This is a genomic window from Salinigranum rubrum, assembly GCF_002906575.1.
Classification (GTDB): Archaea; Halobacteriota; Halobacteria; order Halobacteriales; family Haloferacaceae; genus Salinigranum; species Salinigranum rubrum.
Window position 1 is genome coordinate 2,765,075 of the sequence record NZ_CP026309.1, and the last position, 16,515, is coordinate 2,781,589.

The 16,515-nt window shown below is 65.8% G+C and carries 9 protein-coding genes; 3 read left to right on the forward strand and 6 right to left on the reverse strand.

The genetic code is table 11. From position 1 onward, the window contains the following. Window positions 1-197: 197 nt before the first annotated feature. From C2R22_RS13645 to C2R22_RS25115, 3 genes are all read left to right on the forward strand, one after another. Window positions 198-4,670 carry an OmpA family protein gene (locus C2R22_RS13645; protein ID WP_103426239.1) on the forward strand — a complete coding sequence of 1,491 codons (4,473 nt, stop codon included), beginning with the start codon at window positions 198-200 and terminating at the stop codon, window positions 4,668-4,670. Window positions 4,671-4,826: 156 nt separating this feature from the next. Next, entirely contained in the window at window positions 4,827-5,942 is a 1,116-nt protein-coding gene (locus tag C2R22_RS13650; protein ID WP_103426240.1) for a LamG-like jellyroll fold domain-containing protein, read from the forward strand. A 19-nt stretch (window positions 5,943-5,961) separates the two neighbouring features. Further along, window positions 5,962-7,650, forward strand: coding sequence for a hypothetical protein (locus C2R22_RS25115; protein WP_162562494.1), 1,689 nt, complete (start codon window positions 5,962-5,964; stop codon window positions 7,648-7,650). 33 nt (window positions 7,651-7,683) lie between these two features. Here C2R22_RS25115 and C2R22_RS13660 read toward each other — a convergent pair whose 3' ends face one another. The 6 genes from C2R22_RS13660 to C2R22_RS13685 form a co-directional block, all read right to left on the reverse strand. Further along, window positions 7,684-8,097 carry a DUF7475 family protein gene (locus tag C2R22_RS13660; RefSeq protein WP_103426241.1) on the reverse strand — a complete coding sequence of 138 codons (414 nt, stop codon included), beginning with the start codon at window positions 8,095-8,097 and terminating at the stop codon, window positions 7,684-7,686. A gap of 353 nt (window positions 8,098-8,450) precedes the next feature. Continuing rightward, window positions 8,451-11,387 (reverse strand): hybrid sensor histidine kinase/response regulator, encoded by a 2,937-nt coding sequence (locus C2R22_RS13665; RefSeq protein WP_103426242.1) that lies wholly within the window; start codon window positions 11,385-11,387, stop codon window positions 8,451-8,453. A 368-nt stretch (window positions 11,388-11,755) separates the two neighbouring features. Further along, entirely contained in the window at window positions 11,756-12,841 is a 1,086-nt protein-coding gene (locus C2R22_RS13670) for a hypothetical protein (RefSeq protein WP_162562495.1), read from the reverse strand. Then, window positions 12,820-13,446, reverse strand: coding sequence for a hypothetical protein (locus tag C2R22_RS13675; protein ID WP_103426244.1), 627 nt, complete (start codon window positions 13,444-13,446; stop codon window positions 12,820-12,822). Before C2R22_RS13675 ends, C2R22_RS13670 begins: the two co-directional genes overlap by 22 nt. Continuing rightward, window positions 13,439-14,767, reverse strand: a complete 1,329-nt coding sequence (locus C2R22_RS13680; RefSeq protein ID WP_103426245.1) for an FtsX-like permease family protein — start codon at window positions 14,765-14,767, stop codon at window positions 13,439-13,441. The genes C2R22_RS13675 and C2R22_RS13680 overlap by 8 nt, the downstream gene beginning before the upstream one ends. After that, on the reverse strand, window positions 14,764-16,449 hold the full coding sequence (locus C2R22_RS13685) for an FtsX-like permease family protein (protein WP_103426246.1): 1,686 nt from the start codon (window positions 16,447-16,449) through the stop codon (window positions 14,764-14,766). Before C2R22_RS13685 ends, C2R22_RS13680 begins: the two co-directional genes overlap by 4 nt. Between the last annotated feature and the right edge of the window lie 66 nt (window positions 16,450-16,515).

The following is a 16,515-nucleotide window of genomic DNA, read 5'->3' on the forward strand; positions in this document are numbered from 1 at the left end:
CCTCATCGGAGGGAGCCATGGTTTACAAGAATCGCAACCGAGCACAGGAGAACCGACCGCGGGGATCGAAACGGAGGACGCCAGCGAGGGGCGAGTGCGAGAGCGTGGCGACCGTGGGTCGACCACGAAGTCGGGACGACGCAACGCCGAGACGATGGTGTGCTCGAACGGCACGACGAGCGAGGGAGTGAGTCCGCATGAGCCACGACGACAGTCCTACAGAGGGTGACGAGGGCGGGTCGACGATTCCCGTCGTCGACCGGTCGGAGGAGACGGTCACCGGGACGTGGCGTGACCACATCGACCTCCCGACCGATCCCCTCCCGTCCCGGAGCGAGCGCGCGAAGTTCCGTCTCCTCGATTCCGACGGAAAGCCCGTGAGTGGGGTTCCGATGAACATCACCGTCACGTCTGTCGAGGGAGAGACCGAGACGATCAAGGCCACTCCGGGACCGACCGGATTCACGACGGTCGACCTCTCTGGCGTCGACCTGAACACCGCGGAGTCGGTGACGTTCACCCCCACCACCGGCGGACAACAGACGACCGTCGACCCGTCGTCGCTCCTCGGAAACGGGTCGAACGCGCTGAACCTCGGCTTCGAGCGTGGCATGCTCGACATCCCCGACTCCGTCTTCGACGGCTTCGACGAGCAGGTGTTCCCGCTCCCACCGGACATCGACGACCTGCTCACCGCGCCCGAACTGTTCAACCCGAAGGTCGTCGAGGAGAACGGGACCTGCTCGATCGACTTCACCGCGAAGGTCGACGTCCACGAGAACTTCTTCAACCAACTGGTCCGGTTGAAACCGGAGTCGCTCGAGGAGACCGCCGTCGACAGACCGAGCGGCGAGAACGTCCTCGACGGACAGATTCCCTTCGAGCTCTCGCCGGCGTTCCCGCCCGACAGAGCGGAGTTGCCTGAGGAGGAGCGGTCGTATCTCCACCACGCGAGCACACCGACGTTCGGGACGCTGAACGTCTACAAGCAGTCGTGGACGCGGGTGGGTCACAGCCTCGGGAAACTGCTGCACTCGCTGACGCTCGCGCCCTGTGAGTCGACGGAGGTCGCTATCGTCGAGTGGTCACGGACGGAGCGAGGGCGGCGACAGGAGCGGACGGGCGTGAGCGAGCAGAAGCGTCACGAACTCCACCGCAACCGGATGATCGAGGAGATCGTCGAGGGGATGGTCAAGGAGAAACAGTGGGGGAAGAGCAGGTCGGTGCAGGGCGGTGTCGGCGTGAGCGGTGGCCTCGCTGGCGTGGCCCAGGGAGTTCTCGGATCGGTCGGACTCAGCATCGGCGGCGGTGCGGCGGCTTCGGCCAGTCAGACCGGTGGCCGCCGACAGCTCCAGGCAAGCACCGTCCACAACCTGGTCGACAACGTGGTCCAGGGGGCGTCGAGTATGCGGTCGCTCCGCTCGACCGTCGTCACCCAGTCACAGGAGGTCGAACGCGACGAGGTCCGGACCCGGTCGGTCGAGAACCACAACCGCAACCACGCGCTGACCGTCGAGTACTTCCAGGTTCTCGAACACTACAACGTCCACACGGACTTCGAACGGGAGACCGAGGTGTTGATGATCCCCTACGAAATCCCGGTGGCATTGTGGAACGACCCGCCAGCGTTCAGTGCGTTCGTGATCGACGAGACCGAGCGTATCTCGCTGCTCGCGACCGTCGCGACACGGGTCGGCAACCGGATGGACTCGTTCCTCTCACAGTCGGGACAAGACGAGATCGGTGACACGCAGTTGGTCAACGAGAGACAGACAGCGATCAACGAGATTCAGGAGGCCGTCCTCACGGCGGGACGCGACCTCATCGACGAGGAGTCGGACATCTACATCGTCGAGGACGACCCGGTGAAGTTCGCTACGAAGGCGTGGGCGGATCTTCGGCGCCGAATCCAGGGTGACGAGAACGTCCTGTTTGGGAACTACAACATCAAGGCCGAGCACTTCGACCGTGGAGCGTTCTTCGAGACGGTGTTGGAAGCCACCGCGGCCGTGATGGACCGTACCGATCCCCGAGAGGAGTCGCCGCTCGTCGGGTGGCTCGACCAGCACGCGGAGTCGCTTCGCGAGATGGTGCCGGCCGAGTACGACGACGCGTTCGACGCGCTGTATCGCTTAGTCCACACGCCGGAGGTGTACGAGGCATCGAAGCCAACGGTCACCATCTCGAACTGGACAGTCGAACTCCGGGAGGCGTGGCGCCCCGGGGTGAGCATTCTCGTCCACACGACAAACGGGCAGACGGTCAGTCTCCGGCACGACGAGGCGACCGAGGGGTCGGCAGTGGCCTCGTTCAGTTCACCCCCGGTCGACGCGGGAGCCATCAGCGCGTTCGAGATCAACTTCGCGCCGGAGAAGGCGACGAAGACGGTCGTCAAGAGCGTCGGCGAGACGGTCGACGACCTCGGAGACGCGCTCGGCGAGGTCGGTGAGTTCTTCACCGGTCAGGACGACGCACCCCTCACCGAGGAGGTCAAGAAGGCGCGGAAGTACGACGTCGACCGCTTCCGCGTGACGGGTCACACCGACCCGATGGAGTCGCTCCCGCAGTCGCAGTCGTACCAGCTCCTCGATGAGTCGAACGTCGACGAGACGCTGACGGCTGACGATACGTCGCTCCGTCGGTCGAACGTCCACGTCCGGGAGCCGGACATCCTCGAAACGGAGACCCGTCGGTACGAGGACTACAGCAAGGTCGAAGAACTCATCAACCACGTCCAGGCCAACCGGATGGCGTACCTGCGGCGGCTCTGGCTGAACGAAGACCCCGACAAGCGTGCGCTTCGTTTCCAGCCGTACCGCTATCCGATCAGGCAGAACGGCTCGACGGAACTGGTTCCGCTGCTCGACCTCATCGAGAACGAGCCGCTGGGGGTGGTGGGGAACTCGGTCGCGTTCCGACTGCTCGACCAAGACCAACTCGAGAACTACGAGGAGGTGACCGACGACGACCTCCGCAGCAGCAAGCTCGTGAGCCTCCCCACCCGCGGGGTGTACGCGGAGACGTTGCTGTCGCACTGCAACGCGACGGAGATGCGGGACCTCGACCGGATGCCCACGGAGCGGAGTCGCTGTCAGACGGAGGCGCCCGATATCACGGGCGTCTCCCCCGGGTCGCGACAGTCCGACGAGCAACTGCAGCCGACCGTTCCGCAGTCGACAGTGAGTCTCCAGCAACCCCCGAGCGCGCCCCAGCCGACGGGTCTGTCACAGGCGCTCCAACTCCTCGCGACGCCCGACATCTTCCGTGATATGTCGCTCGGGAGCGAGACAGTCGACGCGGCGAATACGCTCGCGAAGCAGGCGCTCACCGAATCCGGCGACGCCCGCAAGCAGACGCTCGAGGCACTCTCGTCGATGCTCGGGGGCGCTTCCGGCGATGGAGGGAGTGGAAGCAGTGGCAGCGGCGGTGCCAGCAGTAGCGACGGAGGAGGCGGGAGCGGCGGTGGCGGCGGCGGGTCGCAGTCCGCCGCGTTCGAGGCGGCACGCGATGCCGTCCAGAACGCCGCCAACGAGGCGTACCGGAAGGCGGACCCGGTGAGGGTTCGGGACCTCCAGCGGGCGCAGAACAAGGCCCGCGACGAGGGGTCCTACAGTGAGGAAGACCACGAACGCAGCACGAAGCGTCTTCACAACGCCGACGAGACGAAATCGCCCGCCTCCGGTCGCGACTTCCCCACGGTGAAGCAGTTCGACGTCGAACACGGCGACCAGTGGGTGAAAGGCAAGGTGCTTCTGGCCGACTTCGACGTGGGCTCGTCGTCGCTCAAACAACAGCACAAGTCCTTCCTCCGCGATCAGCTCATGCCCGTTCTCGAAGACGGGAAGATCCCGCTCATCGAAGGCCACGCCAGTCGAACTGGGCCCGCTGACGAGAACCAGCAACTCTCGGAGGACCGAGCGAAGGCCGTACGTGACTTCCTCGTCGAGGAACTCGGACTCCCCGCACACCGCATCCTAGACGTAACGGGCGTCGGGGAGTCCGAACCGGTCGACGCTGGTGGCCCCATCGAAGACCCCGCCGAGCGGAGCGTCGTCCTGCAGTACCGTGCGTACACGCCCGTCCCGGTGATCGACCGGCCGGAGACGCCGGTCGACCCGGAAGGCCAGAAGAAGTATACGAAGTGGCGGATGCGACTCGATTTCGAACCGAAGAACACGCTCGAGGAACTCGTCTCGGGAGAGGGACTGATCGAACAGGCGCTCAAGCAGAAGACCATCGACGTTATCCTCGAGAACCGGGAGGAGGAGAACCCGCAGACGCTGAAAGGGAAGATCCTCTTCCGGGGAATCCACGTCGGAATCTGGCTCAACACGCCACCGGAGGGGCCGACGTCGACGGACTGGCTCGATTTCGAGACCGACGGACCGATGGCCGAGATGGCGTGGCACGGCGTCATGGGCGACATTCAGTTCGGCGTGGCGACGACCAACGAGTACACGTCGGGTGTCCACGCCGTCGTACTGGACCTGGCCCCGATGAAGAGCACGATCAAGACGAAGGTGCGGTTGACGAAGGACGACGAGGCGATCGGCGTCCAGGGCGGGAGCAGCCTTCTGACGCCGCTAGACGCCCAGTTGTGGCTCACCGACCCGAAGCCCACGCAGCGACCCGGTGCGGACACCACCTGGGAGTGGGAGTGGAGCCCCTGACGGACGCGACTTCCCTTCCACCGCCTCGCCACCGCGGGAACGACGCCCTACGCTCGTAGCGTCACGATTTACGAGCGTGTGTATGCGATACGTTCTCATCACTCATGGCAGATCAGCGCACAGCACTGTCAACCACCGACCGACACGAGACAACCGATGTTCACACAGATACTCCATCACACGTACAAACTCAACGGTGATGCCATCGACGTCTCCGGGAACGACACCCACGGCCGGCGGACCGACACACAGCACGTCACCGACGGGCGCTCCGCAGAGACGGGGGCTCTCGAGTACACCCAGCCGAGTAGCGACGTGACGGTCCCCACGGGACCCGTGTGGGAACGACTACGGGCGCTGAAGCTCGAACTGTGGGTGAAACTGGACGAGTTGGGACAGCGGCGAAACCTCATCGAGGGTGACCGCTGCTTCGCCTTCTACATCCAGCCCGATGGGACCCTCATCGGGACGATACTCGCCCCGCCGCGCGCGGACGCGGACCCGACGTGGCACGGCGCCAACAGCGAGGACGACTCGCCCGACGGGACGACGCGGACGGTGCCGACCGACGAGTGGGTCAGGCTCTCGTATCTCCACGACGGCGTCTCCTCGCTCCAGTTGTACATCGACGGCGAACTCGTCGCCGTCAACGACGACCTGTACGCCGGCGTCGGGTCGGTCCAGCCGAAAGGAGTCCAGATCGGCCACTGGGTCGGGGACGGTCGGTACACGTTCTCGGGGCTCATCGACGACGTGAAGGTGTGGAAGTATGACCCCGAGGCGGGGCTCGACCAACTGTTCTGCCGACCGCTGGACAGCGAGCAACGCGCCTGCTGGAAGGCGGTCTTCGACCGGATGGGCGAGGCCGCAGACGACCCGGACCGGTCGCTGGCGCTGATCAAGACGATGAACTGCATCTGGCAGGAGGTCGAGCGCCTCGTGCGAGCGGTGCGAAGCCAGGGCGTCGCCGCCCGACAGACGCACCGAGAGTTCGTCAGCCGCTACCAGGACCTGTGGTGTTGTGGCGCCATCGCGGGCGCTGCGATGCGTGATCTCCTCGAGGAGTGGTTCGCGTGGCTGGCAGAACTGGTCGGGGAGGTTCGTATCCGGGAGTTCCAACGGACGCTCTGGGCGTGTTATCAGGAGTACGGAGCGGAAGAGTGGCTCCAGTCCGGAGACGGCCATCGGCTCGCGGAGTGTGACCCCGAGTTCGTCTCGTATCTCGACCTCGTGTACGAGGTGTTCGGAGGGCCGGACGCACCGGAGACCTGAACGCGAAGGAGGCTCACCAATGCAACTCTCACCCGAACAGAAGCGGACGCTCGCAGCGACCTACGAACCGATTCTCGTCCTCCATCCCCGAGAGAAATTCACGCCGGTGAACCCGCGCGTCTACATGGAGTCGTGTGCCATGTGGTGTACGGAGCCGGGGAGTGGAGACGCGATACACGCGAAGGACAACTGGGGTGACTGCTCGGGCCAGCAGTCGTTCCCCCGCAAACCACTCATCGAGCGGTCCAACCTCAGCACCGACCCGAGCGACAGCGGGCCGTCCGATCCGGTCTACATCGGCGAACGAGACGACCTGAACCGGCCACAGTATCTCACGAGCGGCGACGAGCGACTCCTCTGGCTGGACACCACAGGGTGGAAACGAGACACGGACGAGTGGATCGTTCCGCCGTGGACGACGGACGTCACCGAGGAGACCGCGAACCGCGAGGTCAGCATCGACGCGGCACGAGACCAGTACCAGTCGTGGAGAGAAGAGACGGAGGACGGAACTCGTCCTGTCGTCGACTGGTACTCGGCCGAGGTCGTCGACCTGGACGAACTCGAAGAACTGCTCGTCCGCAGTTCGGACGCGGTGAGCCTCGAAAACCTGAAGACACTGTTCAGCGGGAGCGTCCTCGTCGTCTGGTACTACTTCCTGTATCCCGTCCATCAAGAGGAGACGCGCGGGTGTGAACGGGTCGCCGGTGTCGGCCGACACGGGAACTACGAGGGGGACTGGACGGCGGTCGGCGTCGTCGTCCACCGGGAAGGGTGGCTCAGTCTGCTCGAAGACATCGCGGAGGACGGTGACCTCGACGTCGATCACGACCGAATCCCCGAACCGCTGTACGTCGGCTTCGGTCGGCGGGGCAAGGGCGTTCTCGAATCGCTCGACATCGACGTCGCGAAGCGAACGTTCCGGCCGCGGATGGAGGTCGACCGCTGGCAGGAGGTCGGTCGGAGAGCGGGAACCCACCCAGTCGTCTACGTCGCACGTGGCAGTCACAACAACTACCGGACAGCGGGGGAGAAGTCGCCACCCTCGTCGGATCTCAGCGATACGACGTGCGAGGCCGTCGAAGGGGCCGCGAAAGTGGCGTCGGAAGTGAACAAGAAAGCTGACGAAACGGTCGAGGTGGCCGAAGAGGTCGCGGACGACGCGCGCGACGCGGCGGTCACGCTGGCGAAGGTCGCAGCCGGGGCTGGCGCGGGCGCCGCCATCGCTGGAGGCGCCGGGGCTGCACTGGGTGCCGGAGTCGGTGCTGTCTCCGCCGGAATCGAGGCCAGTCAGTCCAGTGTCGACCTCGACGGCGATGGAAACGGTGACGGGGATGGTGGCGTCCTTGGCGGGGGGAGTGGTGTCGACGCTGGAGACGCGACGGACCAGACGGCCGCCGAGGACGACTACGGCGTGGTTCTGGCACCCGAACACCTCGTGTCGCAGTTGCAAAGCGAGTTCACCGCGACCGACGTTCGGCCCTGGACTGGAGAAGTGAGCGACCGGATCGTCGACCGACGGGAGCAGCGATGGTGGCCCACGACACCCGAAGTGACTGACGATGAGGGTCGGCCGATACAGGGGTACGACGGCCGCTGGGGTGCCCTGTGTCGGACCGACCCTGCCGACAGACGGAGCGGTATCGAGTTCCCGCTGTTCAAGCGGAGCCTGTTGAAGGAGTTGGTGATGGAAGGCGCTCGTGAGTGACTGGACTGGAGGCTACTGGCGGACTCCAACAGGCTACGGCGGGGTGTTCGTGTACAGATACCCGGCACAGACCGCGAGCACGAGTTCGATTGCCTTCGCGGTGACGGCCATCTGATTGAGGCCGCCACGGTTGTAGAACGCGTCCACACCGAAGCCCTGGAACGCGAAGAACGCGAGAATCGTGACGAGGGCGTAGCCGGCGGCCACGAGGTACAGTTCCCGTCGCCAGTACCGGCTCAGGAAGAGGACGACCCCGCCGAGGAACCCGAGTCCATTGAGGATGAACAGGATACCGAGCGTCTGACTGAAGCCCATGACACGCGGACCGAGGACGAGGTGGATGACGGCCGTCACGAGCGCGGCGAGGATCGCGACGTAGCCGATCGGGTGTGAGGGGAAGCTAACGAGCGAGTCGCTGCCTGACACTGCGGTCGATTCTGCGGCCATGGTAGTTACTGTGTGTATTCTGATAAAAAAGTGAGGCTACACTTCCGAGTTCCTGAGAATTCGACTCGGGTGGCCCGGTTCTGGCGAGTCGGCGGTGGCAAAAACCTCCGCTCGTGTCGAAACGCTCGTTTCGCTCCGTTTCGAGTCGGGTCGAGCACTCGGACTCGGACTCGGACGCGCTCCGGTCGCCTGTTCGTCGGCGCTGGATGGGCCTCGGACGGAGAAGCGAGTCGGAGTCAGTCGGCGGTACGGACAGCCGCACACCCCAGTCGTCCGACTGACCGTCGCGCCCTGGATGCTGAAAACAACGGCGTGAACCCAGGCTCTGCACGGTAAGAGATGCGAGAGCCGGCCTAGTCCTCAACGAACGCGACACCAGTGATTTCGAATCGTGCGCCGCCCAGAGAACCCTCCGTCACAGAGACCTCCCAGCCGTGTGCGACAGCCACCTGTTCGACGATGGAGAGCCCAAACCCGGTCCCGCCCGTTTCGGTCGAAAAGCCGGCGTCGAAGACCTCTTCGCGCAGGTCGTCGGGAATGCCGCGACCGTCGTCCTCGACGAAGAACCCGCCGTCCATTTCACCGACGGTGATCGTCACGTCCGCACCGCCGTGTACGACAGCGTTTCTGAAGAGGTTCTCGAACAGCTGTCGGAGTCGGCTTTCGTCCGCACGGATGGTTCGGTCGATATCGACCGAGAGTGTCGCTGTGCCCGTCTCGACAGTGCGCCAGCAGGTGTCCACGAACCCCGCGAGGTCGACAGCGGACACGTCGTGGAGACTCTCGCCTTGTCGTGCCAGCGTGAGGAGATCATCGATGAGCGTTCGCATCCGTTCGTGCGCCCGGCGGATGCTGGCGAGTCGCTCGCTGTCACACTCCCGGCGAGCCAGTTCGAGGTTCCCCTCGGCCACAGCCAGCGGGCTTCGAAGGTCGTGGCTCACGATACTCGTGAACTCGTCGAGTCGTTCGTTCTTCCGCTTCAATTCGCGCTCGGTCTCCTTTCGCTCCGTGATGTCCGATAAGACACCGGGGAACCTGAGCGGCGTCCCGTCGTCGTCACACGCGACGTGTCCACGGGCGACGACCCAGCGGAGTTCACCAGCAGCGTTCCACACACGATACTCCTCCTCGTAGGAGCCACATTCGTCGAGCACCGCCTGTATCCGTCGTTCGATGCGGTCGCGGTCTTCCTCGTGGATCGATCGAAGGAAACGGTCGAGCGAGACACCGTCACGGGCTTCGTCGGGATCGACACCGAACTTCCTGGCGAATTCTGGACCGGCGACTAACTCGTTTTCTGGCACATGCCATTCCCATGTCGCGACCTCACCGGCTTCGACCGCGGCCTCCAACTGTGACTTCGCTCTGTCCAGTTCTTGCTCCCGCCGTTTCTGGTCGGTGATGTCCTGGATGTAGCCGCGCACCACTGACGAAGTGTCGCTATCTTCCATCGGCTTGCCGTGGATTCGAACCCACCGCTCGTTGTCCTGGGCGGTGAGCAGTCGCGCTTCGAGGTCGTAGCTCTCGCCGCGCTCGAGCGCGCTGGTGACGGCTCGCTCGACCGATTCACGGTCGTCCGGGTGGAAGAACGAGAGCCCCTTCTCGAGGGTAGGGTCGAACGAGTCATCCACCTCGTGGATCCGACGAGTGCCGTCTGTCCACACGACGTTGTCGTCGGCATCGAACTCCCACGCGCCGAGACTCCCGAGCCGTTCGGCCTCGGTGAAGAACTCCCAGATCCGTTCGAGGTCGCGTTCGCGCTCCTTGCGTTCGGTGACCTCCCGGTCGGAAACGATGAGTGAAACGACCTCGCCGACGTCGTTGAGGACTGGTCGAAAGACGCCCTCGACAGTGTACGGTTCACCATCCGGTCGCACGAGGTCGAGGTCGAACTCGACGTACTCACCGTTGGCTGCTCGATCGATCCACGTCCGGATGTCATCCTGCACCGCGTCCGAATGCTCGAACCACGGCGTCTCCCAGAACGGGATTCCGATCAGTTCCTCCGACGTCGCGTCGACGTACTCCATCGCCGTCCGGTTGATGTCACGGACGGTGCCGTCGGTATCGAGTAACCCGACCAGGATGTTCGGGTCGTTGAAAACCGCCTGATACCGCCGTTCCTTCAGCTGGAGTTCCTGTTCGCGCGTCTTACGCTCGGTGATGTCACGGTTGTTGACCACGACACCCTCGATTGCGGGATTGTCGAGCTGATTCGTCCCGCGAACCTCGAGCCAGCACCACTCGTCGGCAGCGGTGCGGAAGCGGAATTCGGCGGTAAGCGTCGCTCCGGGTTCGGTAACGAGCTCACGAAACGCCTCGAGAGCCCGATCGACGTCGTCGGGATGGACGTAGTCGAACGCGTGTTCGCCGATCAGTTCCCCCGGTTCGTAGCCGAGTATCCGCGTGATCGACGGACTCCCGTACTTGATCGTCCCGGAGTCGTCGAGGACGGTGACGATATCCGTCGAGTTCTGCAGGTAGGCCTCGTACTGCTCTAACTCGCGTTCCCGTTGCTTCCGCTCGGTGATGTCTCTGGCTAACCCGAGCACGCGGGTGCCGCTGTCATCCGAGGTGACGTACATATGGTCTTGCAACCAGCGCACGCTCCCGAGGTCCGGGTTCGTTCGATATTCGATGACGGCGTGGTCCTGGTCGCTCGTTCGGAGTCGCTCGTAAGACGCTCGAATCCGTGCACGGTCGTCCGGATGCACGAACCGTTCGAAGTACTCCCGCTTGGTCGAGATGCGCTCGGGATCCAGCTCGAAAAACGATTCGACCGCACCGTGTCGTGATACCGTACCCGTCTCGAAGTCCATCTCGAAGATCACCGACTCGGTCTCTTCGAGAGCGAGTTCCATCCGCTCGCGCATCCGCCTGCGCTCACGCTCCGCACGCGCTCCCTCCACGGCGTTCCGAATCCGGTTCGCCAGGATCGTGTACTGGTCGGTACCGTGTTCCTTCTGGAGGTAGTCGGTCACGCCGGCAGAGATCGCGCGACTCGCGATCTCCTCGCTCCCCTTGCCGGTGAAGAGGATGAACGGGAGGTCAGGATACGTAGCGCGGACGGCTTCGAGGAACTCGAGCCCGTTCGTTCCCGGCATGTCGTAATCGGAGACGACGCAGTCGAAGTGCCCGTCGGCAAGTCTTTCGAGCCCCGCTTCAGCACTTGTCGCGGACTCGACGGTGAACCGGTCGTCCTCTCGCTCGACGAAGGCTCCCGCCAACGCTGCGAAGTCCGGTTCGTCGTCGACGTGAAGAACGTGGATATCCCCACCGATAGATTGCATCCGTTTGGACTCCCCTGAAACGAATAAACACACCGGCGTAAAAACTCACGGGGAGGCGAGTATAGTTCAGGAGTGTCTGAGAGGGATGAAAGGACAGTTATATTGTGTGTTCAAAAATACCCGATACGATATTTTATTTGGCTATTTCATATCAACTCAGTCCATAACGGGAGCGATGACCGAAGCGAAGCGTCCGATCGGTCCCCCCGATCACTCGGCAACCTCTCTCAGCCCACCCCTTCAGGGATGAGAGGATGTCAATTCTCTCGGAGAGAGATCCGCGTCGGTCGTGGTCGTGTGCGCAGTTCAACACCCCTGCCCGGCGGGGTCCACCGGCAGTGAAATCGTCACCGGGTCGCGGCCCGTGTTCACGTACACGACCTGCCGACCCCCGAGCCACTCCTCGTATCGCTCCTCGGAGACGGTGTCGGGGCGAAGGGGAACAGGTGTGCGCCCGTGGTCGTCCACGACTCCTGCGACAAGACGGGACACGTCGGGCTCGCACCGCCGGAGACCCAACTCGCCGTCGCGGACACGCCCGTCTCGCTCCGGAAGTAGTGGATACCCGACCGAGAGAGGGAGTGGTCGGTGGTCCACGGCCCCTCCGTCCGCTCGGAGGCGAACGCGACGCCCCGGAACTCCGAGTCGAACGTCGTACTCGGGTACGACCCCGTGTCGAGATTGATGTACGCGAACGGGAGGCTGCCGACGGTGGCGACGAGGACGACGAGGACGACGAGCGTGCGGACGACAGAGCGGGAACCCGGGAGCGACACGCTACCCGTGTCGACGCCACGAGCCAGCAGACGGGCGACGACGAGGCCGACCAGGATGGCGAGCGGGAGGTGGCCGAACGTCTGACCGCGAATCGCCGTCCCGACGTACTCGGGCGTCAGCGCGGCGGTCAGCGAGAAGCCGAGGAGGGCGAGCGGTCCCGCGAGCAGGCCGACCACGAGTGCACCCGCAGGACGCTGCGGCGAGAGGAGCCCCATGCCGAGTGCCCCGACGAGCAACGGAAGCGCGAGCGACAGCACCGGAACCAGTACTAAAAGCGGCGTCTGCGGCGTCCCCGGGTAGACGGCGATGAAGACGTTCACGACGGTGACGGCGTAAAACACCAGAAGGGGAACGACCACGGCGAGAGCGCGCGCCCGCGACGAGGTGGTCCACGCCCACGCGACGCCGACGACGAGGATGATGACCCACGCGAGGAACAGCCCCGGGAACGCCGTGATGCGGTCGACGTACGCGAGTTGCATCACCGTGGCGGCGAGTTGGTAGTAGGTCCCGAAGTAGAGCCAGAACCCGGCGGCGACGAGGCCACCGCCGACGAGCGTCCGACGGCCCGGGTTGCGGACGGCGTGGGCCACGACGAGGCCGACCATCGAAAGGGCGGCGACGAGCGTCGAGAGGATGTGCAAGAGCGGCATCGTCACGAGGAGGAGGCCGAGCACCACCCCCAGCGTCTCGTCCTGCGCCCATCGGCGAGCCAGAGATGCAACGCGAGCAGCAAGAGCGGGATGAGGACGTACGCCATCACCTCCTCGTCGGCGACCATCGTTCGGCGGAGGTAGATGCCGTCGAGCGCGAGGAACGCCCCCGTCGCGACGACGGCGGCCGAGACGCGTCGGCGCGGCCAGTCGAACTCGCTCGCGACGCGGTGGGCGACCGCGATTCCCGTGAAGACACCCCCGACCCCGATGAGCGACGAGAGCGGCTGGGTGACGCGGAGCGGGTCCACACCGACGACGGCCGAGACGCTCGCGATGAGGCCGGTGTAGACGAAACTGTCGACTCGGAACTCGGGGATGGGATACGCGCCCGTCCGGAGCGCTTCGGTCGCGAACCACGCGTACTGGAAGCCGTCCGTCGTCGCCGGGTGCGGACTCCAGTACAGCGGGAGGAATCGCGCGACGGCAGCGACGGCCAGCAGGAACGCGATGGCGAGTCCGCGGCGACCGCGCGTGCCCAGGCCGTGCCCGTGGCCCAGCGCGGTCGTGGTTCGCGTTCTCGGCTCGGTCGACCCGCGCGTCGAGCCGTGGTGCTCGACGTCAGTCATCGCTCCCCACCTCCGACTGGGTCATCCCCGGACGATCTGGGCGCTTGGGTGCCTCCCGGGAGACCGGCGCGAGCAGCGTCGCCGGAGCGGCGGAGACGAGCGAGAACGCGGCGACGATGGCGCTGAGGAGTGCAAGGGCGAGCGCACAGCCGCCCGCGGCGAGCAGGAGCGTCGGCGAGAACGTCGGGCGGAGGACGATGCCGAAGAGGCGGAGTTCGCCGAGCGAGAGCAGGAGCCAGACGAGGGCGCTGGCGATACCGACGGCGAGGACGGCGCTCGCACCGCCCACGCGGAGCACGTCGCCGATGACGAGTCGGTAGATGCCTCCGGGCGAGGCACCGACGGCGCGGCGGACGCCCACCTCGTCGCGGGCAGCGTGGATACTCCGGGCGAACGAGGCCGTCGTCGCGCCGACGGTCATGAGGCCCACGAGCGCGACCATCGCCGCGACCAGCACCCGGATGTTTCCGAAGACGATGGTGATCGCCTGAGCGATTCCCCCACCGCTCGATTGCCGGCCGCTGCTGGCGAGCGCCGCGGCCAGCCGTTCGTCACCCTGGACCTCGAACGTCGTCGCGGAGGTGTTCCGCCCGCTCTGCAAGAGCATCACGGTGTAGCTGCCGGCCGCACGCGGGGGGAGCTGGAGGCGGTGCTCCGCGCTCGCGCCGGGCTGGAGGGTCAGGTCGCGTTCGGCGGCGTTCTCGCCCTGGACGAGCGTCACAGTCTGCGTGACTGGTTGCTCCCAGGGGTTCTTGAGCGTGGCGACGGCGGTGGGGCGCGTCGCGATGGAGGGCGTCGAGGGCTGGACGCGGATGCTCGCGGTGAACCGACGTTCGGCTCCCTCGACCACCCGGACATCTGCGCGTGCCCGTTCCTCGCCACGGGTCGCCACGACCGTGTAGCTCCCCCCCTCGGGGAACGGAACGCGGACGACGCCCTCGTCGTTCGTCGTCCACGTCCCCTCGCGCCCCTGAAGCTGCACCGTCGCGTTGGCGACCGGTTGGCTGCCGCGCACGACGGTCACCTGCGGCTCCGACCCCGGGGGGAGTTCGGCCGGGAGGTCGACGGTCAGCGCGTTGTTCCCGCCCGAACCGACCTGCACCGACTGACTGTAGCCGGCCACGCGGAGGTCGTACTCACCGGGCTCTCGCGGCGGGAAGGTGAGCGAAACCCCGCGTGTCTGTCCGGGCTGAAGGTCGAGGTCGAGGTCGCTAGTGTCGTCGCCGAACTGTACGGTGACTTGCTCGTCGATGGGCGCGAGGCCGTAGTTCTGGACGATGAGCCGGAGCGACGTCTCGTCGTCGTTCGAGTTCGCCGTCACACCGAGTATCGAAAGGGTCGGTCCGCCGCCCGCATCGGCCTCGATCGGCTCGGTTCGGATGAAGTTGACCTCGCCCTCTCGGGTGGCTGTGAGGCGCTCCCCGTTTCGAGCGAGACGAGGAGCTGGTCGTCCTCGACGCCCTCGCCGGTGAACACGCCGACGAGTTCGACGCGCGTGAACGCCGGTCTGGTGCTGCCCCCGAGCGTGAGCGTGTCGCCGACGCCGACGTTCAGCGTCCGGGCGAGGTCCGCACCGATGACGGCCTCGTCGGCGGTCTGTGGCGTGCGGCCCCGAACCAGTTGGGGGTTCGAGACGGACGCGTACGAGTCGTACTCGACGGCGCGAACGAGGAACGGCTCGCCACGGGAGACCTCGAAGAGCAGTATCTCGGGGCTCGCGGCGATGCCCTGCTGCTGGAGCGTTTCGGCGTACGAGACCGGGACCTTGCTCTCGATGGGGTGAGAGGCGTCCGCCTCGGTGATGGTCTGTTGGTCGTCGGGAGTGAGAGACGCGAGCGCGCCGCCCGACGCCGCGATGAGGAGGACGAACAGGACGAACACCGAGAGCGTCGCCGTCGAGGGGACGAGCGCGTCCCAACTCAAGAGCGTGGGCCGGAGCCGTCGGCGGACCTCGCTGAGGGAGCCACCTCTCGTCGGTAGCGTGGTCGAGGGGCGCGCGACAGTCGCTGGCGGCGGTCGGACGGCCGGGCGAGCGGCGACGACGCCCGCGAGTCCCCCGAGGAGAACCACGAACGCGCTCGTCGGGGCGAGCAGTCGAACCGCCTCCGCGGAGACCGAGACGGAGAGGGAGGTCGGTGCCCCGACGAAGACGGCGGCGTTGACCACGCTCCGGACGAGTACGAGGCCGAGCGCGTAGCCGAGCGCGACACCGATTCCGGTGAGCAAGAGGGCACGGACGCCGAAGATGGCGTAGACCGAGAGGGGCGACGCCCCGGTCGACCGCACGACGGAGATGGTCTCGCGGCGGTCCTCGACGACGACGCGGGTGACGCTGAACGTCGTCACCGCGACGAGGACGCCGCCCGCGAGGCTCGTCAGGAGGAGGAGGTCGACCAGTTGGCGCGTCCCGAGGACGAAAAAGGCGAGGACGGAGAGGAGCGGCACCGCCTCACCCGAGGGGACGAGCCCCGGACTGTCGGGTGAGAGGACGAACGCCCCCGTCGGGCCGAGCGATTCGACCGTCGCGGCAGTCGTCACGTACCACCCGTCCGGGACCACGTCCCCTGACGGCCGCGGCGCGAGCGTGATCTGCTGCGTGCCGGACGCCGTCTCGACCGACCCCTGTACCGTTTGCTGCTGTGTCGTCGCCGCGAGCACGCCGTCGCTCCCCGTCGGCAGGGCGACGGTCTGCTCGCGGATGCTCACCTCGGGCGGCGGCGCGGGAATCCCGATGACGGTCCGCCGTTCGCCGTCGAGCGAGACCGAAGTGACGGGGAGGACGTACTCGCCGCTCCCGGCCGCGGCCCGCGCGTCAGCGACCGAGTCGAACGACTCGACGGTCCCCGGGGAGTCGAAGTCGGCGGCGATGGCGGTCGTCTGCCCGGCCATCGCTAACCCGAGGAGCGTCACCCCCGTCAGGAACGCGATGGTGACGGCGATGACGAGGACGGCGAGACGGTCGCGGCGCGACCAGCGGAGGGCGAGTGCCTGGCGATACCCCATTCAGGTAGAGTCTGTCACCGCGACGAGAATAAAGTGTGCGCTCTGATCGTCTTAAATCGTTGAGGA

Coding starts and splice junctions, on each gene's coding strand:
- C2R22_RS13645 (WP_103426239.1), top strand. CDS start 198: ATGAGCCACGACGACAGTCCTACAGAGGGTGACGAGGGCGGGTCGACG.
- C2R22_RS13650 (WP_103426240.1), top strand. CDS start 4,827: ATGTTCACACAGATACTCCATCACACGTACAAACTCAACGGTGATGCC.
- C2R22_RS25115 (WP_162562494.1), top strand. CDS start 5,962: ATGCAACTCTCACCCGAACAGAAGCGGACGCTCGCAGCGACCTACGAA.
- C2R22_RS13660 (WP_103426241.1), bottom strand. CDS start 8,097: ATGGCCGCAGAATCGACCGCAGTGTCAGGCAGCGACTCGCTCGTTAGC.
- C2R22_RS13665 (WP_103426242.1), bottom strand. CDS start 11,387: ATGCAATCTATCGGTGGGGATATCCACGTTCTTCACGTCGACGACGAA.
- C2R22_RS13675 (WP_103426244.1), bottom strand. CDS start 13,446: ATGACTGACGTCGAGCACCACGGCTCGACGCGCGGGTCGACCGAGCCG.
- C2R22_RS13685 (WP_103426246.1), bottom strand. CDS start 16,449: ATGGGGTATCGCCAGGCACTCGCCCTCCGCTGGTCGCGCCGCGACCGT.